This window comes from Nocardia fodinahabitans, assembly GCF_052983615.1.
In genome coordinates this window covers 2,866,901-2,887,704 of record NZ_JBRJJC010000001.1, presented here as the reverse complement: position 1 = coordinate 2,887,704, position 20,804 = coordinate 2,866,901, and the positions used below count along the sequence as shown (strand labels likewise).

Below are 20,804 nucleotides of genomic sequence, written 5' to 3'. Positions count from 1 at the left end.
GGCGTCCGCTGCCCGGACGCCGGGGCTAACCCCACCTCTCCGCTCCTTCGGCCGGACCGGGGTGCGGGGCGGATCAGCTACGATCTGGGCGTGAGTGAAACGCCTTCTGGCGGGGTGGATCCGCGGCGGCGTGACGCTGCCTCGGAGGTGGTTATCCCGTTGGAGCCCACCGAGAGTGCGCAGTCCGACAAGCCGGACGTCGAGGATGCCCGACCCGGTCGGCGGCGTGTCCAGTTCTCCTCGAAATTGCAGGCGGCCAATCGGCGGGCCGATGTGATCGGTGCCGTGCGGAAGGCGCGCCATCAGCTTCCCGGTGACCCGGCGTTCGGTGATCCGCTCTCGGTCTCCGGTCCCGGTGGCGCCCGCGCGGTCGCCCGTGCCGCGGACAAGATCGTCGGCGGCACCCCCAGCGCGGCCAGGGAGATCGGATTCGGTGCGCTCCAGGTGTGGCAGGCGGCGCTGGAGCGGATCGGTCGCGGGCGTGGCACCGAGGAGGTGACCATCGTGTTCACCGACCTGGTGGCGTTCTCCAGCTGGTCGCTGTCGGCGGGCGACGAGCGCACCCTGGAACTGCTGCGCAAGGTCGCCAGGGCCATCGAGCCGCCGATCGCCGAGCGGGGCGGTCAGGTGGTCAAACGCATGGGTGACGGCCTGATGGCGGTCTTCTCGTCGCCCGATCGCGCGGTCCGCGCCGCCGTCGCCGCCCGGCGCAATCTGGCCGCGGTCGAGGTCGAGGGCTACAAGCCGCGCATGCGGGTCGGCCTGCACACCGGTTCTCCCCGCGAGATCGGCGGCGACTGGCTCGGCGTCGACGTCAATATCGCCGCCCGCATGATGGAGGCCGGTGGCAACGGCAACACGATGCTGTCCAGCACCACCCTCGCCGCCCTGCGCCCGGAGACCCTCGCCGAGCTGGGCGCGACGGTCAAGCCCTACAAACGTAATTTCTGGGCGGCCCCGCTCAACGGCGTCCCCGAGGACGTCCGCATCTTCAAGCTCAGCATCCCCGGCTGAACTCAGCCGCGCTGCTGTTCGCGCTGGTAGGCGCGCCAGGCCTGCTGGGTGGGAGTCGGCCTGGTGGTCAGCGCGGACCAGTTCGTCGACTTCACGAAGTTGATCGCCAGCAGCACCGGCAGGATGAACGCCTGGAAGAAGATCAGGTAGCTGCCGCCGTCGAAGTAGAACGCCAGGTAGGCCGCGTAACCGAGGAACCCGATGCCGAACACGGCGTTGAGGACCCGGGCGAACTCGCCCTGCCCGCTCTTGACGTTCGCCATCACGATCATCGCGATGCCACTGAACGCGAGCAGACCGACGTACCAATCGAACATGGATGCTTCCCCCGACTCGAGGCGGCCATCTGGCCGGACAACTGGACGGGCGAAGCTAATCGCGGTGGGCTTGCCCGCCGCTTTCGAAATGCTTGGCGTGGCTATTGCAGCCAGAGGGCCGCGCCGACGGCGGCGAGCACGGCGGCGGCGATCAGGGCGATCGACAGCGCGCGGTTGTTCTTCCAGGTCGTGTAGGCGCCGCCGAGCAGGAATCCGGCCAGGGCGAAGAGAAGGACCGATGACATGGTTTCCATCTTGCCTGGTGGATTGCCCGCAATTAACAAGCACGCATGCTTGCTTTTTTTCTGAACCGGTGTGATCCTGGGGTTCATGAGTGCACTCTCGGCGGACCCGGACCTGATCCGGATCGGAAACTGCTCCGGGTTCTACGGCGACCGGCTCAGCGCGATGCGCGAGATGCTGGAGGGCGGCGACCTCGACGTGTTGACCGGCGACTACCTCGCCGAGCTCACCATGCTCATCCTGGGCCGTGACCGCATGAAGGACCCCAGTCTCGGCTACGCCAAGACGTTCGTGAAGCAGATCGAGGACTGTCTGGCCCTCGCGCTGGAGAAGAACGTCCAGATCGTCACCAACGCGGGCGGCCTCAACCCGGCGGGGCTGGCCGAGCGGCTGCGCAAGGTCGCCGCCGAGCTGGGCCTGGACGCCAAGATCGCCCACGTCGAGGGTGACGACCTGATCGGCCGCGCCGCCGACCTCGGCCTCGGCCAGCCGCTCACCGCCAACGCCTACCTCGGCGCGTGGGGCATCGTCGAGTGCCTGAACGCCGGCGCCGACATCGTCGTCACCGGCCGGGTCACCGACGCCTCGGTCATCGTCGGTCCCGCCGCGGCCCACTTCGGCTGGGGCCGTGCCGATTACGACGCCCTCGCCGGCGCGGTGGTGGCGGGTCATGTGATCGAGTGCAGCACCCAGGCCACCGGCGGCAACTTCGCCTTCTTCACCGAACTCGGCGACATCAGCCGCCCCGGTTTCCCGATCGCCGAGATCCGCCGCGATGGTTCCAGCGTCATCACCAAGCACGACGGCACCGGCGGCGCGGTCACCGTCGACACTGTCGAAGCCCAGCTCATGTACGAGATCCAGAGCGTGCGCTACGCGGGCCCCGACGTCACCACCCGCCTGGACAGCATCGAGCTGAGCCAGCAGGGCAAGGACCGGGTACTGATCAGCGGCGTCACCGGGGAAGCGCCGCCGCCGCAGCTCAAGGTCTCGCTGAATACCCTCGGCGGCTTCCGCAACGAGATGGAGTTCATCCTCACCGGCCTGGAGATCGAGGCCAAAGCCGCACTGGCGCAACGGCAGCTGGAGGCCTGGCTCCCCGCCAGGCCCGCCGAGCTCACCTGGACCCTGGCCCGGCTCGACCGCCCCGACGCCGACACCGAGGAGCAGGCCAGCGCGCTGCTGCGCTGTGTGGTGCGCGACCCCGATCCGAACAAGGTCGGGCGCGGATTCTCCAATGTCGCCGTGGAATTGGCGCTGGCCAGCTACCCGGGCGCGACCTTCACGACCCTGCCGGGCAACGGCTCGCCCTACGGTGTCTTCACGCCGGGCTTCGTCGACGCCCACGAGGTGCCGCACACCGCGGTGCTGGCCGACGGCACCCGCGTCGCGATCGCGCCCGCCGCCGAAACCGCGGTGCTGGAACCGGTTTCCGAGCCCGAGCTGCCCGCCGACCTGCCGCCGTCGGCGACCAGCCGCGTGCCGCTCGGCACCATCGCGCTGGCCCGCAGCGGCGACAAGGGCGGCGACGCCAACATCGGTGTCTGGGTCCGCACCGACGAGCAGTGGCGCTGGCTGGTGCACACGCTCACGGTCGAGAAGCTGCGGGAACTGCTGCCCGAGACGGCCGAGCTGACCGTCACCCGGCACGTGCTGCCGAACCTGCGGGCCGTCAACTTCATCATTTCCGGCCTGCTCGGCAAGGGCGTCGCCTACCAGGCGCGTTTCGACCCGCAGGCCAAGGGGCTCGGCGAATGGCTGCGCTCCCGACACATCGATATGCCGACGGAGCTGTTCGCATGACGACAATTTGGGACACGCCGGAACGTAGAGAACTGCGCGCCACCGTGCGCGGGTTCGTCGAGCGGGAGATCCTGCCCGACCTCGACACCTGGGAGCGCGAGGGCGCCCTGCCGCGTGAGCTGCACAAGAAGGCCGGTGAGCTCGGCCTGCTCGGCATCGAGTACCCGGAATCGGCCGGCGGCGAGGGCGGCAGCATCGTCGACTCGATGATCGTCGGCGAGGAGATCCATCTCGCCGGTGGTTCCGGCGGCCTGTGGGCGTCGCTGTTCACCTGCGGAATCGCGTTGCCGCACATCATCGCTTCCGGCAATCAGGACCACATCGACCGATGGGCCGTGCCGACGCTGCGCGGTGACCTGATCGGCTCGCTGGCCATCACCGAGCCCGGCGGCGGCTCCGATGTCGGCCACCTCACCACCGTGGCGGTGCGCGACGGCGACGACTTCATCATCAACGGCGCCAAGACCTACATCACCTCGGGCACGCGGGCGGACTTCGTGGTCACCGCGGTCCGCACCGGCGGCGCGGGCGCGGCGGGCGTCTCGCTGATCATCGTGCCGACCGATACGCCGGGCTTCACCGTCAGCCGCAAGCTGGAGAAGATGGGCTGGCTGGCCTCCGACACCGCCGAGCTGTCCTACGTCGACGTGCGGGTGCCCGCGGCCAACCTGGTCGGCGGCGAGAACACCGGCTTCGCGCAGATCGCCAACGCGTTCGTCAGCGAGCGGGTCGGCCTCGCGGTGCAGGCGTACTCGCTGGCCCAGCGCGCCCTCGACCTGACCGTGCGGTGGTGCCGGGACCGGGAGACCTTCGGCCGCCCGCTGATCAGCAGGCAGAAGGTGCAGATGACGCTGACCGAGATGGCCCAGCGGGTCGACGTGTCGCGCACCTACACCCGGGCCCTGGTCGAGCGCTTCGTCGCCGGTGACACGAACCAGATCGCCCAGGTCTGCTTCGCCAAGAACAATGCCGTCGAGACCGCCGAATGGGTCGCCAACCAGGCGGTCCAGCTGCACGGCGGCATGGGCTACATGCGCGAGTCCGAGGTGGAGCGCATCTACCGCGATGTGCGCATCATCGGCATCGGCGGTGGCACCAACGAGATCCTGACCATGCTGGCGTCGAAAGTATTGGGGTACCAGTCGTGACGACCTTCCGTTCCGCCGTCGACACCGCGTCGCCGGAGTACACCGCCGCCGCGGAGGCGATGGCCACCAAGCTCACCGAGGTCGAGGCCGAATTCGCCAAGGCGATCGCCGGTGGCGGCCCCGACAAGGTGGCCCGCCATCACAAGCGCGGCAAGCTCACCGCCCGTGAGCGCATCGAACTGCTGCTCGACGAGGACTCGCCGTTCCTCGAGCTGTGCCCGCTCGCGGCCTGGGGCAGCGACTTCCATGTCGGCGCGTCCACGATCGCCGGCATCGGCATCGTCGAGGGCGTCGAGTGCATGGTCGTCGCGCCCGATCCGACCGTGCGCGGTGGCACGTCCAACCCCTGGACGCTGCGGAAGACCCTGCGGATCAACGAGATCGTCAAGCAGAACCGCCTGCCGGTGATCTCGCTGGTCGAGTCCGGCGGCGCCGACCTGCCGACGCAGAAGGAAGTCTTCATCCCGGGTGGCGCGATGTTCCGCGACCTCACCCAGGCCTCGGCGGCCGGAATCCCCACCATCTCCCTGGTTTTCGGTAACTCGACCGCCGGTGGCGCCTACATCCCCGGCATGTCCGACTACGTGGTGATGGTCAAGGAGGGCGCGAAGGTCTTCCTGGCAGGCCCGCCGTTGGTGAAGATGGCCACCGGCGAGGACTCCGACGACGAGACCCTCGGCGGCGCCGAGATGCACGCCCGCACTTCGGGTCTGGCCGACTACATGGCCGCCGACGAGCAGGACGCGATCCGGATCGGCCGCAACATCGTGCGCAGGCTGAACTGGAAGAAGCAGGGCCCGGAGCCGCGTGCCGAGGTCATCTCGCCGCTCTACGATCCCGAGGAACTGCTCGGCATCGTGCCCTCGGATCTGAAGATCCCGTTCGACCCGCGCGAGGTGATCGCGCGCGTCGTCGACGGTTCCGACTTCGACGAGTTCAAGCCGCTCTACGGTTCCAGCCTGGTCACCGGCTGGGCCGAGATCAACGGCTACCCGATCGGCATCCTGGCCAACGCGCGCGGCGTGCTGTTCTCCGAGGAATCGCAGAAGGCGACCCAGTTCATCCAGCTGGCGAACAAGAAGAACACGCCACTGCTGTTCCTGCACAACACCACCGGCTACATGGTCGGCAAGGACTACGAGCACGGCGGCATCATCAAGCACGGCGCGATGATGATCAACGCGGTCGCCAACTCCACGGTGCCGCACATCTCGCTACTGGTGGGCGCGTCCTACGGCGCGGGCCACTACGGCATGTGCGGGCGCGCGTTCAACCCGCGCTTCCTGTTCGCCTGGCCGAGCGCGAAGTCCGCCGTGATGGGCGGCGCCCAGCTGGGCGGCGTGCTCACCATCGTGCAGCGCGGCGCGGCCGAGGCCAAGGGCCTGCCGTTCGACGAGGAGGCCGCCGCCGGTCTCGCCGCCATGGTCGAGGCGCAGATCGAGGCCGAGGCGATGCCGATGTTCCTGTCGGGCAGGCTCTTCGACGACGGCATCATCGACCCCCGCGATACCCGCACCGTGCTGGGGATGGCCCTGTCGGCCATTCACACAGCTCCGATCCAGGGCGCCGAGGGCTTCGGCGTCTTCCGAATGTGAGGCGCGACAGCATGGCGATCACGAATGTCCTTGTTGCCAACCGTGGTGAGATCGCGCGCCGCGTGTTCGCCACCTGCCGCCGGATGGGTATCGGCACCACCGCGGTGTATTCCGATGCCGACGCCGCGGCCCCGCACGTGGCCGAGGCCGACGCGGCCATCCGGCTGCCCGGCAACACCCCCGCCGAGACCTACCTGCGCGGGGAGCTGATCATCGAGGCCGCGCTCTCCGCCGGTGCCGACGCCATCCACCCCGGCTACGGATTCCTGTCCGAGAACGCCGAATTCGCGCGGTCGGTGCTCGACGCCGGAAGGCCTGGTGTGGATCGGTCCGCCGGTCGCGGCGATCGAACAGATGGGCTCCAAGGTCGAGTCGAAGAAGATGATGGACGCCGCAGGCGTGCCCGTCCTCGCCGAGCTCGACCCCGCCGAGGTCACCGAGGCGCACCTGCCGGTGCTGATCAAGGCGTCCGCCGGTGGCGGCGGTCGCGGCATGCGCGTGGTGCGCGAGCTGGGGGAACTGAAGGACCAGATCGCCGCCGCGCAGCGCGAGGCCGAGTCGGCCTTCGGCGATCCCACCGTGTTCTGCGAGCGCTACCTCGAGACCGGCCGCCACATCGAAGTCCAGGTCATGTCCGATACTTTCGGCACGACCTGGGCGGTGGGCGAGCGTGAGTGCTCGATCCAGCGGCGGCACCAGAAGGTCGTCGAGGAAGCGCCCTCGCCGTTGGTCGAGAAGATCGACGCGCTGCGAGCTCACGGGCCGGCGGCGGTAGCGGAGCGTGGCCACGCAGGCCCCGCGAGCAGCGCAGACGGGCAGAGCATGCGCGATCGGTTGTTCGAGGCGGCCCGCCTGGCCGCCGAGGCGATCGGCTACGAGGGCGCGGGCACCGTCGAGTTCCTCGCCGACGAGAAGGGTGACTTCTTCTTCCTGGAGATGAACACCCGTCTGCAGGTGGAACATCCGGTCACCGAGCAGACCACCGGCCTGGACCTGGTCCGCCTGCAGTTGCAGGTGGCCTCCGGGCTGCCGCTGCCCGCGACCCAGCCCGCCCAGCGCGGCCACTCGATCGAGGTCCGGCTCTACGCCGAGGACCCCGCGCAGGACTGGCAGCCGCAGAGCGGCCCGGTGCACAAGATCGAGATCCCGTTCACCGCAGGCGAGTTCACGGTCCTGGAGCAGGCGGGCGTGCGGCTCGACACGGGTGTCGTCGACGGCTCGGTCGTCGGCGTGCACTACGACCCGATGCTGGCCAAGGTCATCTCCTACGCCGAAACCCGTGCCGAGGCAGCGCATCTGCTGGCCACGGCGTTGCAGCGAGCCAAGATCCACGGTCTGGTCACCAACCGCGACCTGCTCGTGCGGGTGCTGCGTCACCCCGCGTTCCTGGCCGGTGACACCGACACCGCGTTCTTCGCGACCCACGACCTGGCCGCGCTGTCCGCGCCGCTGGTGTCCGAAGCCGATGAAGCGCTGTCGATCGTGGCCGCCGCCCTCGCCGATTCGGCGCTGGCGCACACCACGAACCGGTTCGGCAAGCTCGCCCCGAGTGGCTGGCGCAATCTGGCCTCGCAGCCGCAGCGCAAGTCCTATGAGAGCCGCACCAGCGGCACGCACGAGGTGCGGTACCGGTTCACCAGGGCCGGTGGCATCGAGGTCGACGGTCACGAGGGCCTCGAGCTGATCTCGGTGGCGCCCGAGCGCGTGGTGCTGTCGGTGCCGGGCGAGCGCGGTCCGGTCCGCCGCCAGTTCGAGATCGCCCGCTACGGCGACCTCGTCGCGGTCGACTCGCCGCTCGGCCCGGTCGCCGCGCGCAGGCTGCCCCGCTTCACCGACCCGTCGGAGCAGGTCGCGGCGGGTTCGCTGCTCGCGCCCATGCCCGGCAGCGTGATCCGCCTCGGTGCCGCCGAGGGCGACCAGGTCACGCACGGACAGCCCATCCTGTGGCTGGAGGCCATGAAGATGGAGCACACGATCGTCGCGCCGGCCACCGGCGTCCTGAGTGCACTGAACGTGACCGTCGGCCAGCAGGTCGAGGTCGGAACCGTCCTCGCCGTCGTCGAGGAAGAAGAGCAGGAGCAGGCATGAGCTTCCACGAAACCGAAGAGCAGAAGGCGCTGCGCGCGGCGGTCGCCGCGTTGGCGACCAAGTACAACTACCGCGACTACGTGCTGCCGCTCTCGCGCAAGAACGAGCCGCTCACCGAACTGTGGGACGAGGCAGGCAAGCTCGGCTTCCTCGGCGTGAACCTGCCCGAGGAATACGGCGGCGGTGGCGCGGGCATGTACGAGCTGGCGCTGGTGCAGGAAGAGCTCTCGGCCCAGGGCGCGGGCCTGCTGCTGATGGTGGTCTCGCCGGCCATCTGCGGCACCATCATCACCAAGTACGGCACCGACGCGCAGAAGCAGACCTGGCTGCCCAAGCTGTCCGACGGCTCGGCCAAGATGGTCTTCGCGATCACCGAGCCCGACGCGGGCTCCAACTCGCACCAGATCACCACCACCGCCCGCCGCGACGGCAGCGACTGGATCCTCAACGGCCGCAAGATCTTCATCTCCGGTGTCGATCAGGCCGAGGCCATCCTGGTGGTCTCGCGCACCGAGGACCACAAGACCGGCAAGCTCAAGCCGGCGCTGTTCATCGTCCCGGTCGACGCGCCCGGCCTGGTGAAGAACGTCCAGGAGATGGACGTCATCGAGCCGGACAACCAGTTCACCCTGTTCTTCGACGACGTGCGCCTGCCCGCCGACGCCCTCGTCGGCTCCGAGGACGCCGCGATCGCGCAGCTGTTCGCCGGCCTGAACCCCGAGCGGATCATGGGCTCGGCCATGGCGATCGGCCTCGGCCGCTACGCCATCGACCGCGCGGTGGAATACGCCAAGGATCGCACCGTCTGGAAGACGCCGATCGGCGCGCACCAGGGCATCTCGCATCCGCTCGCGCAGATCAAGATCGAGCTGGAACTGGCCAAGCTGATGATGCAGAAGGCCGCGACCCTCTACGACGCCGGCGACGAGTTCGGCGCCGCCGAGGCCGCGAACATGGCCAAGTACGCGGCCGCGGAGGCCAGCATCAAGGCGCTGGACCAGGCGATCCAGACCCACGGCGGGTCGGGTCTGACCAAGGAGGTCGGGCTTTCGGCGATGCTGCAGGCGGCGCGCATCATGCGCATCGCCCCGGTCAGCCGGGAGATGATCCTGAACTTCGTGGCCCAGCACTCGCTCGGGCTTCCTCGGTCGTATTAGTTGGAGCGCTGGCGCGCTCGAGTCGCGGCCCTGAGGGGCCGCCGGTCAGGCACCGTTTCTTGCTCCTTCGTCGCTTGCGAAACGGTGCCTGACCGGCGACCCGGCCGCGACCGGCCACTGCGTGGCCGCCGCTCCTCGGGGTCGCGGGTGTGGGGGTGGGAGTGCGGTCAAGGTTGAGTTCGATCTAGTGAAAGGTTGAGGTGGGTTCGATGAGTGATCCTCAGGCTGCGCCCTTTGTCCGGTACGAGGTCGTCGACGGGTTTGCCACGCTGACCTTCGATTCCCCGCACAATCGCAATGCGCTCTCGTCCAAGCTGGTGCGTGAGCTGCTGGCTGGACTGGACGCGGCGAACGTTGATCCCGCGGTGCGCGGCATCGTGCTGGCGCATACCGGTGACACGTTCTGCGCGGGCGCCGATCTGAAAGAGGCCAGTACCGCCGATCCGGCGACCGCGGCTGATCAGCGCACTCGCGTGATGATCGACGTGCTGCGTGGCATCCTGGCCTCGCCCAAGCCGGTCGTCGCCCGGATCGACGGCAATGTGCGCGCCGGTGGCATGGGCATCATCGGCGCCTGCGACCTCGTCGTCGCCGGGCCGGGCAGCAGCTTCGCGCTCACCGAGGTGCGGATCGGGATGGCGCCGTTCATGATCTCGCTCACCCTGGTGCCACGGATGGACCAGCGTTCAGCGAGCCGCTACTTCCTGACCGGCGAGAAGTTCGACGCCGCCACCGCGCAGCAGATCGGCCTGGTCACCATCGCCGCCGCCGATACCGCCGCCGAGGTGAAGCGCCTGTGTGGCGAGCTGCGCAAGGGTTCGCCGCAGGGGCTGGCCGAGTCCAAGAAGCTGGTCAACGCGACCCTGCTCGCGCGCTTCGACGCCGAGGCCGAGGAGCTCGCGCAGCGCTCGGCCGGGTTCTTCGGCACCCCCGAGGTGATCGAGGGCATGACCGCCTTCTTCCAGAAGCGTCCGCCCAGCTGGGCACAATAGTCCGATGGCGACACCCCACGAACCCAAGCAGGACCGCAGCCGGGCCACCCGGCAGCGGCTGCTCGAGGCGACCATCGACTGCCTGGCCGAGACCGGCTGGGCAGCCGCCACCGTATCGGTGGTCGCCGAACGGGCCGGGGTGTCGCGCGGCGCCGCCCAGCACCATTTCCCCACCAGGGAAGACCTGATCACCGGCGCGCTCGAGTACATGTTCGACATCAGGATGGATCAGTCGGCCGCCGAGGCCGCCACCATCAGCGCGGTCGCCGAGGGCGTCGGCCGGACCCGCGCCGTCGTCTCGGGTCTGGTCGAGTCCTACACCTCGCCGCTGTTCAAAGCGGCCCTCCAGGTGTGGACGCACGCCGCCGCCGATCCCGCGTTGCGCGAACGCATCGTCCCGCTCGAGGCACGGTTCGGCCGGATCACGCATCGGCGCGCGGTCGAAGCGCTCGGTGTCGACGACTCCGATCCGGTCAACCATCACCTGGTCCAGGCGACCCTCGACCTGGCCCGTGGACTCGGCCTGGCCGACGTCCTCACCGATGACTCGGCGCGCCGCAAACTCATCGTCGACCAGTGGGCGGCGACCCTGCATTCGGCGCTGAACACCTAACTACAGCCCTTGTGACCTGCGCAGTTCCGGATATATACTCCTCGCATGGGGGATATATCGAGGACTGCGACATGACCAAACGGCTGATCGAGATCGACGACGAACTGCTCGAGTCCGCGCAGGACGCGCTGGGCACTTCCGGCGTCTCCGACACCGTTCGCGCCGCGCTGAACTCGGCTGTGGTCGCTCGGGCTCGGGCTCGCGAGGTCGAATGGCTGATCAACGGTGGTCTGGCCGAGATGGCCGACAAGGATCGGCGCGACGACGTATGGCGATAACGGCTCGCTACCTGATCGACACCAGCGCGTCCGCGCGGATGCGTCATCCGGGAGTCGCCGCCGAACTCGCTCCGTTGATCAAGGCGGGGCTGGTCGCCACCTGCGGACCGCTGGATTCGGAAGCGCTGTACAGCGCCCGGAGTCCCGCCGAATACGAGGAGATCCGGTTTCGCAGACGGGCAGCCTACGAGTATCTGCCCACCAATGACGAACACTGGCACAGTGCGTTCGTCGTGCAGCGTGAGCTGGCACGGTCTGGCCGGCATCGGTCGGTCGGCATCCACGATCTGCTCGCCTCGGTCCTGGCGGTAGAGCACCGCCTGGTTCTGGTTCACTACGACGCCGATTTCGAAGCCGTCGCCGCTGTCGTCGATCTCAACCACCGATGGATCGCGCCACGGGGGAGTCTCGAAGAGTCCTGATGTCCCACCCCGCGGCGTCGTCTCTGTGAACGCGAAAGCAGCGAAGAGGGTGCGGATCATGGGTGAGCGGAAGACGATCGCGGTGGCGGGCCGACTCGGCATCGAGGCCGGGTCCGGTGGATCACGGGGATCCGACCCGGCCCGGCCTCGAGTGGTGTTGCGGTTGTGGATATTCGGCCCCGCCGACTATTTCGGTTGGGTGAGGTCGTACAGCGTCACGCCGTCCACCGTGGTCGCGGTGTAGTTCGCGGTCACCCAGGCGGTGATCGCCGAGCTGGTCGACGTGCTGTCCCCGCCGGGGCCGCCCCGGCCGCCCGCCACGAAGTAGTGGATTTCGCCCTCGGCGACGTAGCGCTGGAACTGCTCCAGGGTGGGGGAGGGATCGCTGCCGTTGAACCCGCCGATCGGCATCACCGGCAGTTCGGTGGCCAGCTGGTATCCGGCGGCGCTGTTGGAACCCACCGTCGCGGCGACCCAGGTGTAGTTCTCGCCGTTGTGCTCGAGCAGGCTGACGATCCGATCGCTCGGACGCGAGCCGCCGAGCAGTCCGCCGGGCCCACCCATCATCTGGTCACCGGCACCACCCTGCCGGCTCGCACCGCCATCCGGCCGCGCACCGCCCGGCGAGGACGCACCGTCGGCACCGGGCGTCGCCCCCATCCGCCCATCACCGCCGGGCAACATTCCCGGCCCACCCTGGCCACCGAACCCGTGCATCCCACCGGCATCCGGCCCGGCGGAGGGAATCGCACCGGAGTGCGCGGTGGCCAGGGTGTCGATCGAGTAGGCGACAGGCCCGGCCAGCCCGATGAAGGCGGCGGCGATCGCGGCGATCACTGCTTGCCTGCGGGCCAAGGGGAAGGCGGCGGCGATGGCCGCGAGTACGCCGAGCACCAGGATGGTCCAGCGCAGCCACGGCTGGAAGGAAGCGCTGCGCGACAACAACATCCATGCCGTGGCGGTGGTGAGTCCGATGGCGAGAGCGCACGCCAGGCGGACCCACAGCCGGTCGCGCGCACCCCACAGCTGCACCGCGCCGATGCCGGCCAGCGCGGCGACGGCGGGCGCGAGAGCCACCGTGTAGTACTGGTGGAAGATCCCCGCCATGTAGCTGAATACCAGGCCGGTCACGAGCAGCCAACCGCCCCACAGGATCAGCGCGGCCCGGCGCCGGTCGGTCCGCGGCGCCCGTCCACAGAGGACGAGTCCGGCGACCAGGGCCACCAGCGCGGCCGGGATCAGCCAGGCGATCTGACCGCCCTGCGCTGGCTCGAACAGCCGGGTGATCCCGGTGCTGCCCCACATGCCGTTGCCGCCGGCGGGCAGTTCACCGCCGGGTCCGACGCTGCCGCGCTCGTTGCCGTTCAACCGGCCGAGCCCGTTGTAGCCCAGGGTCAGCTCGATGATCGAATTCTCGTGCGACCCACCGATCCACGGCCGCTGGTCGGCCGGCCACAGCTCCACTGTCAGCAGCCACCAGCCCGCCGCGACCACCATCGCGGCGCCGGCGGCGAACAGCTGCGCGATCCGCTTGCCCAGCTTCGGCGGGCCCGCGAACAGGTAGGTCAGCGCGAGCGCGGGCACCACCAGTAGCACCTGCAACTGCTTGGCGAGGAAGCCGAAGCCGATCAGGCCGCCGGTGAGCAGCAGCCAGCGCCAGCGCCCGTCCGCGACGGCGCGGGTCATCGCCCAGGCGGCCGCCGTCATCAGCAGCACCAGTAGGGCATCGGGGTTGTTGAACCGGAACATCAGCACCGCGACGGGTGTCACCGCGAGCACTGTGCCCGCGATCAATCCCGCTGCGGGCCCGAAGGATCGGCGCACCGTCGCCCACAGCACCGCGACCGTCGCGACGCCGAGCAGCACCTGCGGAACGAGCATGCTCCAGCTGTTGAGCCCGAACAGCCGCACCGACAGTTCCATCACCCACAGCGAGGCGGGCGGCTTGTCCACGGTGATCGAATTGGCCGCGTCGGAGGAGCCGAAGAAGAACGCCTCCCACGATTGCGAACCCGCTTGCACGGCAGCGGCATAGAAGTCGTTGGCCCAGCCGTTGGCGCTGAGGTTGACGAGGTAGGCGATGGCGGTGCCGAGCAGCAGAACCGCCAATGCCGGTAATTCCCAGCGCTGTCGGCGCGGCGCGGTGTCGGGGGTCGCGGTCGGTGACGGCGGGGCGACGGTGGTGGTCATCGGCGCGCCTCCACCGAGTCCATGGTGCCGGGCAGGTGCAGAGCGGGATTCGCCGCGGCGCGGTCGGTGCCCGCGTTGCGGAACACCCAGCGCAGTCCGACGAACCGGGCCAGTGTCGCGACCAGATTGGCGAAGACCAGCACGCCGAGCTCCACCGCGACCGGGGCGTCGGGCGCCCAGCGGTGCAGCGCGAACAGCGAGCCGCTGGTGATCGTCAGCCCGAACCCGAAGATCGCCAGGCCCTGGAACTGGTGGGTCATCGCGTCACTGCGCCCGCGCACACCGAAGGTGAACGCGCGGTTGGCCGCGGTATTGCCCACCGCGGTGAGCAGCAGCGACACCAGATTGGCGCCCTGCCCGCCGAGCAGCGGTTGCAGCAGCAGATACAGCACGATGTAGGCCAGCGTCGAGGTCACGCCGACGATCGCGAAACGGACCAGCTGCCCGATCATCCCGAGGGGCACTCCCGCCACCAGCGGCTCGCGGCCGACGGCGGCGCGCAGCTCGTCCAGCGGGAGCGCACCGGTGGCCAGTGCCCTGGTGAGCCGCCAGATGCCGCGCAGGTCCTTGCGGGCGGTGTCGACGATGTCGACCCGGCTGTCGGGATCGTCGATCCAGTCGACGGGCACCTCGTGGATGCGCAGCCCCGCGCGCTCGGCCAGCACCAGCAGTTCGGTGTCGAAGAACCATTCCCCGTCCCGTACCAGCGGCAGCAGCTCACGCGCGACCTCGGTGCGCACCGCCTTGAAACCGCACTGCGCGTCGGAGAAGTGCGCGCGCAGCGTAGTTTTCAGCAACAGGTTGTAGCCGCGGGAGATGATCTCGCGCTTGGGTCCGCGCACCACCCGGGACGACGCGTCGAGCCGGGTGCCGATCGCGAGGTCGGAATGGCCGGACACCAGCGGCGCGACCAAGGGCAGCAGCGCGTTGAGATCGGTCGACAGGTCGACGTCCATGTACGCGACCACCGTCGCGTCCGACCCCGCCCACGCCGCCCGCAGCGCCCGGCCGCGGCCCTTGGCGTCCAGGTGCAGGACCCCGACGCCGTCGAGCTCGGCGGCCAGCAGCCGCGCCACCTCGAGCGTGGCGTCGGTGCTGGCGTTGTCGGCGATCGTGATCCGGGCGGTGAACGGGAACCCGTCCCGCAGGTAGGCGTGCAGCCTGCGCACGCACACGCCCAGGTCGGTTTCTTCGTTGTAGACGGGAATCACCACGTCGAGCACCGGCGCGCGGCTGCTCTGCGTGGGCTGTGGCTCGGCCTCGGTCTGGGTCATGCCACCCACCCTCGACGGCGGCGCTGCCACTCAGCTGGGACCGAGCTGGGAGGTTCCTGGGGATCCGCGAGGGTACACTGGAAAAGCTCGTCTACCTGCTCGAACAGTACTCGACTCGAGGCATGGAGGCGCTCGGATGCCTACCGTCATCGCGGTACTCGTCGCCCTCGTCGGCGGGTTCGTACAGAGCCGGCGTCAGCCCGGCCGCCCCGCGGCCGACATCCACATGGTCTGGTGGATGGTGGCCGTCGTCGGGGTCGCCTCGGTTCTCGGCGCCGCCGCCCACATCTTCGACGGCGCCCAGGTCGCCGAGCAGATCGGCTACACGCGGGGCGACGGCGGCTTCCAATGGGAGAACGCGATGGGCGACCTGGCCATCGGCGTGGTCGGCATCATGGCCTATTGGTTCCGCGGCTACTTCTGGTTGTGCACGATCGTCGTCCTGACCATCCAGTACTGGGGCGACGCGGCCGGGCACGTCTACTTCTGGGTGGCCGAGGACAACACCAAGCCGTACAACATCGGGATCCCGCTGTGGACCGACATCCTCCTGCCGATCGTCATGTGGGCGCTCTATGTGCTGTCGCGACGAAGCAACGGCGACGCGGTGCCGAAAGCCGCAGCGGGTACCCGGGGCGGCTGACTCTCCGCTAGCCGCGGCGCACGCGCAGCACGCTGTCGGCGCGTTCGCCCTCGACGCCGTCGGGGCTGGTCGACGGGCTGGTGATCAGGCCGGGCGGTCTCCACCTGCCACTCGGGGCCGAGGTCGAGCTGCGCCAGCATCTGCTCGATGGTGGGGAAGGAGACGTCGTGCGGCGGGGTGCTCACCCAGGTCGGCCAGTGCGCGTGGCTGCCGATCACCAGTACGCCGCCGGGCGCGACGGCAGCGGCGGCCCTGCGCAGGATGGTGGGGCGCTCGTCGGGGCGTTCCACCGGGGAGTGCAGGAACTGCGCGGAGACCAGGTCGAAGGTGCCCGTCGGGAAGCTCGTCTGCAAGTCGTGGCGCTCCCAGGTGATCCGCACGCCCGCGTCGGCCGCGTGCCGGGCACCGCGTTCCATCGCTGTCGCGGAGACGTCGACCGCGGTGACCTGCCAGCCCTGCCGAGCCAGCCAGATCGCGTCGCCGCCCTCGCCGCACCCGAGGTCGAGCGCGGTGCCCGGCGTCAGCTCGGTGACCTCGCTGACCAGGGTCTTGTTGGCGTTGCCGGTCCAGATCTGGTCCCGTTCGCGGTAGAAGTCCTCCCAGAACTGTTCGGGGGTCGGCGCGGTCTCGGTCATCGGGGCTCCTGTCGGTCGGCGGACGCGTAGACGATTCGATGGTGCGGGAGAGCGGGAAAATCCCGCAAGAAAGATTGCCGGTTCGGCAAAAGTCGCCCCGCGCAGCACCCGGGCCGACCGCGCCAATAAGCTGCTGACCGTGACGCGCGGTTACCGGAAGGCAGACGAGCCGGTCCGTCGTGTCGACGCGCGGACCGAGCGGTGGCGCGAACATCGTGTGCAGGTCCGGATCGAATTCGTCGACGCCGCGTTCCGCGCGCTGGATCGGGTCGGCCCCGATGTGAGCATGGGCGATATCGCCAAGGAAGCCGGCGCGGCCAAGCCGAAGCTCTACCGGCATTTCGAGGACAAGACCGATCTCTACAACGCGATCGTCGACCGGGTCCGCGACATGCTGTGGGAACGGGTGCTCAGCGGGGTGAATCTCACCGACGATTCCGTCGCCGACCTGGTCCGTCGCGCGGCCGCCGAATACGTGGCCGTCGTCTCCGAGCATCCGAACGTCTTCCGTTTCATGCTGCACAGCCATTTCAGTCAGCAGGCCAAGGAAACGGAACGGGCGCTGGTCGCGGCCAGGCAATCGGCGCGGCGCGCCGCGGAATTCTTCGCCGGTCTGCTGCCGACCGAATCGATCGACGTGGCGGGGATCGAATTGGTGAACTATTCGATTTTCGGCGCGGTGGCCTCGGCCACGGACTGGTGGCTCGGCGCGAATCAGCGTGAGGTCTCGGCGATGCCGGTGGAGCGATTCGTCGAATATCTGGCCGAGAGCATCTCGGCGCTGGCCTTGGCGCACGCGCGCTTCAACGGAGTCAGGATCGACCCGTCGCAGCCGTTGCGCGACGCGTTCGTGGTCGGCTGAAAGTCGTCGCGCCCGAGGCGAACTCCGTTGTTCTCGCCGGTTACGTCGTTGGAACCGGTGGTGGGTGCGATGGATTCAGTATGAACCCGCCCACCGACAAGTTCGCGACGCCACGCTAGACGTCGGTACGCAGTCGCCAGAGCGGGGAAACCGGCCCGTGGCCCGCGCCGAGGTCGTAGGAGGCGACCAGGCAGCGGTAGGTCCACTCCTTGGCGAAGGCGACCGCGTCGGGCACCGAGTAGCCGTTGGCGAGCGCGCTGGCGATGGCCGCGGCGAGGGTGTCGCCGCCACCGTGATCGTTGCCGGTGGCGATGCGCGGCGCGGTGAACTCGCGGAAGGTGTCGCCGTCGAAGAGCAGGTCGGTGCTGTATTCCGAGGAGCGCAGGTGCCCGCCCTTGACGATCGCCCACTGGGCGCCCAGCGCGTGCAGCGCCTCGGCGGCCTTGCGGGAGGTGGCGTCGTCGACCACCTCGATGCCGGTGATCAGGCGGACCTCGTCGAGATTCGGCGTGACGACCGTGGCCAGCGGGATGAGGGTGTCGCGCACCGCGTCGAGCGCCTCGGCGTGCAGCAGTGGGTCGCCGTGCATCGAGGCCGCGACCGGGTCGACCACCAGCGGCACGGCGGCGTCGCGCCCGATTCCGACCTCGCGGCACACCGCGGCGACGGCCTCGATGATCGCGGTGGAGGCCAGCATGCCGGTCTTGGCCGCGCCGATCCCGATATCGCGGACGACCACCCGCACCTGATCGGCCACGATGTGCGGCGGGATCTCGTGAAATCCGCTGACGCCCACCGTGTTCTGCACGGTCACCGCCGCCACCGCCACGCACGCGTGCACCCCGCACAGCGCCATCGTCCGCGAGTCGGCCTGGATGCCCGCGCCGCCACCGGAGTCGGTGCCCGCGATGGTGAGCGCGCGAACGGGGGTCTGGCCATCGGGGGTCAGCGGCAACATCTTCACGCCCCAACCCTACGACCGGGCGCGCGGTTCGCCGGACCCCGCCCGCGAACGGCAAATGAAAACCATTATCATTAAATCGTGACCAACTCCGCCCCCACCGCGCATCTGCCCGTCACCGTCCTGTCCGGCTTCCTCGGCGCGGGCAAGACCACGCTGCTCAACCACATCCTCGCCAACCGGGACGGCCGCCGGGTCGCGGTCATCGTCAACGACATGAGCGAGGTCAATATCGATGCCGCGCTCGTCGCGGGCCAGGGCCATCTCGACCGGACCGAGGAGAAACTGGTCGAGCTCACCAACGGCTGCATCTGCTGCACGCTGCGCGAGGACCTGATCGAGGCCGTCGCCCGGCTCGCCCGCGACGGCCGGTTCGACCAGCTGGTGATCGAGTCGACCGGGATCTCCGAGCCGATGCCGGTGGCCGCCACCTTCGACTGGGAGTTCGAGGACGGGTTCCGCCTCGGCGACCTCGCCCGGCTCGACACCATGGTGACCGTGGTCGACGCGTCGACCTTCCTGGCCGAGCTGGTCAAGGGCCAGGCGCTGGCCGAGCGGGAACTCGAAGCGGGCGAGGGCGATGCGCGCACGATCGCGGATCTGCTGGTCGACCAGGTGGAGTTCGCCGACGTCCTGCTGATCAACAAGACCGACCTGGTGAGCGCGAACGCCGCGGCCACCGTGGAGGCGACCGTCCGCAGACTCAACCCGCGGGCGCACGTGCTGCGCACCGAGAAGGGCGTGGTCGGGCTGGACGAGGTGCTCGCCACCGGCCGCTACAACCCGGTGGTGGCCGCCGAGGCCGAGGGCTGGGCCGAGGAGCTGGCGGGTGGCCACACTCCCGAGACCGAGGAATACGGGATCAGCAGTCTCACCTACACCGCCGACCGCCCGTTCCATCCGGACCGGCTCGCCGACGCGCTGTCCGGGCTGCGGGGGATGTTGCGCAGCAAGGGTTTCTGCTGGATCGCGAGTCGTCCCGAGCTGGCCGCGATCTGGTCGCAGGCCGGTCCCAACCTGACCTTCGAGCCGGGCGCGTGGTGGTCCTCGCTCGAGGTGCCCGCGGGACAGGAGATCGTGTTCATCGGCGTGCGCCTGGACGCGGCCGCGGTCCGGCGCGCACTCGACGCCGCGCTGCTCACCGACGCGGAGTTCGCCGCGGGTCCGGCCGGGTGGGCCGGCTTCGCCGATCCCTTCCCGGCCTGGGGTGACCTGCACGAGCATCACTGATTGTGTTCTTTGGTGCGCGTATACCACTGCGCTGGTGCATGATTCGAATGGGTCGCGACCCACGCACCGATGAGGGGAGCGTGGGCCGCGGCACCGAAGCCGAATCAGGCGAGGCCGGCGAAGAACCGGCGGATGTCGCCGACCAGCACCTCGGGCGCCTCGTGCGCGGCGTAGTGCCCGGCCGCGTCGTTCGCGCCGCCCGTCGTCGCGGCGGTGTCGTAGGAGTTCCAGCTGACGATATTGCGGTGATCGCGCTCGGCGAACCGGCGGATCGACTGGAAGTCACCGGCGAACATGGCCAGCCCGGTCGGCACCGTGGTCGGCTCGGTCGGGTGCTCGGTGGCGTGGGCGTCCTCGTAGTAGAACCGCAGCGACGAGCCCGAGGTGCCGGTGAGCCAGTACAGCGCGATGTTCGCGATGACGAACTGCGCGTCGATCGACTCGCCGAACAGCTGGGCGTTCCAGCCGAGCAGCCCGCCCGGCGAGTCCGCCAGGGCGTAGGCCAGGGTCTGCGGCTGCTGGCTGTGCAGGGTGTTGAAGGCCATCTTGTTCTCGTGGAACCACTGCAGGTGCGCCAGCGCGGCCATGTCCGCCTCCGACATGCCCTCGAACTCGGCCGGATCGCCGGACGGGAACGAGTACAGCTGGGTGACGTGCACGCCGAGTACCTGCTCGGGCGCGATCCGGCCGAGTTCGGGGGAGACCATCGAGCCGCCGTCGTTGCCGATGGCGCCGTAGCGCTCGTAGCCGAGGCGCGCCATCAGCTCGGCCCAGGCACGGGCGGTGCGGTAGCGGTTCCAGCCGGTGCTGCGGGTCGGGCCGGAGAAGCCGAAGCCGGGCAGTGACGGGATGACCAGGTGGAAGGCCGGATCCTCGGCCGACTCCGGCTCGGTGAGCGGCGCGATGACGTCGATGTACTCGAGGATCGACCCCGGCCAGCCGTGGGTGAGGATCACCGGCGTCGCGTCGGCCCGCGAGGACCGGATGTGCAGGAAGTGGATGTTCTCGCCTTCGATCTCGGTGGTGAACTGCGGGTACGCGTTCAGCTCGGATTCCAGTGCGCGCCAGTCGAACTCCTCGAGCCAGTACTCGGCGAGAGCGCGGACGCGGGCGGCCGGGACGCCGTAGGCATCGCCGACGCCGGGCAGCTCGTCCGGGAAGTGGGTGCCGCGCAGGCGGGCGGCGAGGTCGTCGAGCTTCGCCTGGGGCACGTCGATGCGGAAGGGGGTGATGGTGGCCGTGGCGGTCATGGCGACTCCTTGTTGTGAAACGGAATGTTTCGTTCTGTTCCAACGGTAGCAGAACGGATCATTCCGTTTCAAGTGGTATTCTCGGATTC

20 protein-coding genes and 1 pseudogene are annotated in these 20,804 nt (G+C 69.3%); 14 read left to right on the top strand and 7 right to left on the bottom strand.

The annotated features are described in order from the left end of the window. Positions 1 to 246: 246 nt before the first annotated feature. Positions 247 to 1,014: an adenylate/guanylate cyclase domain-containing protein gene (locus NV348_RS13505; protein WP_447151024.1), complete on the top strand. Its 768-nt coding sequence runs from the start codon at positions 247 to 249 to the stop codon at positions 1,012 to 1,014. 2 nt (positions 1,015 to 1,016) lie between these two features. Here the strand turns inward: NV348_RS13505 and NV348_RS13500 are convergent, their stop codons facing one another. Both NV348_RS13500 and NV348_RS13495 read right to left on the bottom strand, forming a co-directional pair. Next, positions 1,017 to 1,331, bottom strand: coding sequence for a hypothetical protein (locus NV348_RS13500; RefSeq protein ID WP_447147249.1), 315 nt, complete (start codon positions 1,329 to 1,331; stop codon positions 1,017 to 1,019). 101 nt (positions 1,332 to 1,432) lie between these two features. After that, a complete protein-coding gene (locus NV348_RS13495) occupies positions 1,433 to 1,576 on the bottom strand; it encodes a CG2302 family histidine operon protein (RefSeq protein ID WP_218722217.1) in 144 nt (47 codons plus the stop codon). 85 nt (positions 1,577 to 1,661) lie between these two features. On the opposite strand from NV348_RS13495, the gene NV348_RS13490 reads away from it, so the two are divergent. The 10 genes and pseudogenes from NV348_RS13490 (at position 1,662) to NV348_RS13445 (ending at position 11,670) form a co-directional block, all read left to right on the top strand. Beyond that, positions 1,662 to 3,377 (top strand): acyclic terpene utilization AtuA family protein, encoded by a 1,716-nt coding sequence (locus NV348_RS13490; RefSeq protein ID WP_447147248.1) that lies wholly within the window; start codon positions 1,662 to 1,664, stop codon positions 3,375 to 3,377. Then, positions 3,374 to 4,525 carry an acyl-CoA dehydrogenase family protein gene (locus NV348_RS13485; protein ID WP_447147247.1) on the top strand — a complete coding sequence of 384 codons (1,152 nt, stop codon included), beginning with the start codon at positions 3,374 to 3,376 and terminating at the stop codon, positions 4,523 to 4,525. Before NV348_RS13490 ends, NV348_RS13485 begins: the two co-directional genes overlap by 4 nt. After that, positions 4,522 to 6,120 carry an acyl-CoA carboxylase subunit beta gene (locus NV348_RS13480; RefSeq protein WP_447147246.1) on the top strand — a complete coding sequence of 533 codons (1,599 nt, stop codon included), beginning with the start codon at positions 4,522 to 4,524 and terminating at the stop codon, positions 6,118 to 6,120. The genes NV348_RS13485 and NV348_RS13480 overlap by 4 nt, the downstream gene beginning before the upstream one ends. Positions 6,121 to 6,131: 11 nt before the next feature. After that, positions 6,132 to 6,371 (top strand): annotated as a pseudogene (locus NV348_RS13475) (biotin carboxylase N-terminal domain-containing protein); the annotation flags it as partial. A gap of 67 nt (positions 6,372 to 6,438) precedes the next feature. Next, positions 6,439 to 8,208, top strand: coding sequence for an ATP-binding protein (locus NV348_RS13470; RefSeq protein WP_447147245.1), 1,770 nt, complete (start codon positions 6,439 to 6,441; stop codon positions 8,206 to 8,208). Next, a complete protein-coding gene (locus NV348_RS13465; protein ID WP_447147244.1) occupies positions 8,205 to 9,365 on the top strand; it encodes an acyl-CoA dehydrogenase family protein in 1,161 nt (386 codons plus the stop codon). Before NV348_RS13470 ends, NV348_RS13465 begins: the two co-directional genes overlap by 4 nt. 209 nt (positions 9,366 to 9,574) lie before the next feature. After that, a complete protein-coding gene (locus NV348_RS13460) occupies positions 9,575 to 10,357 on the top strand; it encodes an enoyl-CoA hydratase family protein (RefSeq protein WP_447147243.1) in 783 nt (260 codons plus the stop codon). A gap of 4 nt (positions 10,358 to 10,361) precedes the next feature. Further along, positions 10,362 to 10,970: a TetR/AcrR family transcriptional regulator gene (locus tag NV348_RS13455; protein ID WP_447147242.1), complete on the top strand. Its 609-nt coding sequence runs from the start codon at positions 10,362 to 10,364 to the stop codon at positions 10,968 to 10,970. 71 nt (positions 10,971 to 11,041) lie between these two features. Then, on the top strand, positions 11,042 to 11,248 hold the full coding sequence (locus NV348_RS13450; protein WP_447147241.1) for a DUF2191 domain-containing protein: 207 nt from the start codon (positions 11,042 to 11,044) through the stop codon (positions 11,246 to 11,248). Further along, positions 11,239 to 11,670, top strand: a complete 432-nt coding sequence (locus NV348_RS13445; protein ID WP_447147240.1) for a PIN domain-containing protein — start codon at positions 11,239 to 11,241, stop codon at positions 11,668 to 11,670. Before NV348_RS13450 ends, NV348_RS13445 begins: the two co-directional genes overlap by 10 nt. Positions 11,671 to 11,856: 186 nt before the next feature. On the opposite strand, the gene NV348_RS13440 is transcribed toward NV348_RS13445, so the two are convergent. Together NV348_RS13440 and NV348_RS13435 are read right to left on the bottom strand one after the other, a co-directional pair. Continuing rightward, positions 11,857 to 13,860 carry a glycosyltransferase family 39 protein gene (locus NV348_RS13440; RefSeq protein WP_447147239.1) on the bottom strand — a complete coding sequence of 668 codons (2,004 nt, stop codon included), beginning with the start codon at positions 13,858 to 13,860 and terminating at the stop codon, positions 11,857 to 11,859. Continuing rightward, a complete protein-coding gene (locus NV348_RS13435) occupies positions 13,857 to 15,134 on the bottom strand; it encodes a bifunctional glycosyltransferase family 2/GtrA family protein (protein WP_447147238.1) in 1,278 nt (425 codons plus the stop codon). The genes NV348_RS13440 and NV348_RS13435 overlap by 4 nt, the downstream gene beginning before the upstream one ends. 136 nt (positions 15,135 to 15,270) lie before the next feature. Between NV348_RS13435 and NV348_RS13430 the strand changes: the two genes are divergently transcribed. Further along, on the top strand, positions 15,271 to 15,777 hold the full coding sequence (locus tag NV348_RS13430; protein WP_447147237.1) for a DUF6790 family protein: 507 nt from the start codon (positions 15,271 to 15,273) through the stop codon (positions 15,775 to 15,777). Here NV348_RS13430 and NV348_RS13425 read toward each other — a convergent pair. Next, positions 15,708 to 16,412 (bottom strand): class I SAM-dependent methyltransferase, encoded by a 705-nt coding sequence (locus tag NV348_RS13425; protein WP_447147236.1) that lies wholly within the window; start codon positions 16,410 to 16,412, stop codon positions 15,708 to 15,710. The two genes, NV348_RS13430 and NV348_RS13425, sit on opposite strands and share 70 nt — an antisense overlap. Positions 16,413 to 16,551: 139 nt before the next feature. Here NV348_RS13425 and NV348_RS13420 point away from each other — a divergent pair, with 139 nt between their 5' ends. Beyond that, entirely contained in the window at positions 16,552 to 17,274 is a 723-nt protein-coding gene (locus tag NV348_RS13420; protein ID WP_447147235.1) for a TetR/AcrR family transcriptional regulator, read from the top strand. A 115-nt stretch (positions 17,275 to 17,389) separates the two neighbouring features. Here the strand turns inward: NV348_RS13420 and thiD are convergent, their stop codons facing one another. Next, on the bottom strand, positions 17,390 to 18,238 hold the full coding sequence (gene thiD, locus NV348_RS13415) for a bifunctional hydroxymethylpyrimidine kinase/phosphomethylpyrimidine kinase (protein ID WP_447147234.1): 849 nt from the start codon (positions 18,236 to 18,238) through the stop codon (positions 17,390 to 17,392). 78 nt (positions 18,239 to 18,316) lie between these two features. Here thiD and NV348_RS13410 point away from each other — a divergent pair, with 78 nt between their 5' ends. Next, positions 18,317 to 19,465: a GTP-binding protein gene (locus tag NV348_RS13410; protein WP_447147233.1), complete on the top strand. Its 1,149-nt coding sequence runs from the start codon at positions 18,317 to 18,319 to the stop codon at positions 19,463 to 19,465. A gap of 104 nt (positions 19,466 to 19,569) precedes the next feature. On the opposite strand, the gene NV348_RS13405 is transcribed toward NV348_RS13410, so the two are convergent. Beyond that, positions 19,570 to 20,715: an epoxide hydrolase family protein gene (locus tag NV348_RS13405; RefSeq protein WP_447147232.1), complete on the bottom strand. Its 1,146-nt coding sequence runs from the start codon at positions 20,713 to 20,715 to the stop codon at positions 19,570 to 19,572. Positions 20,716 to 20,804 lie beyond the last annotated feature (89 nt).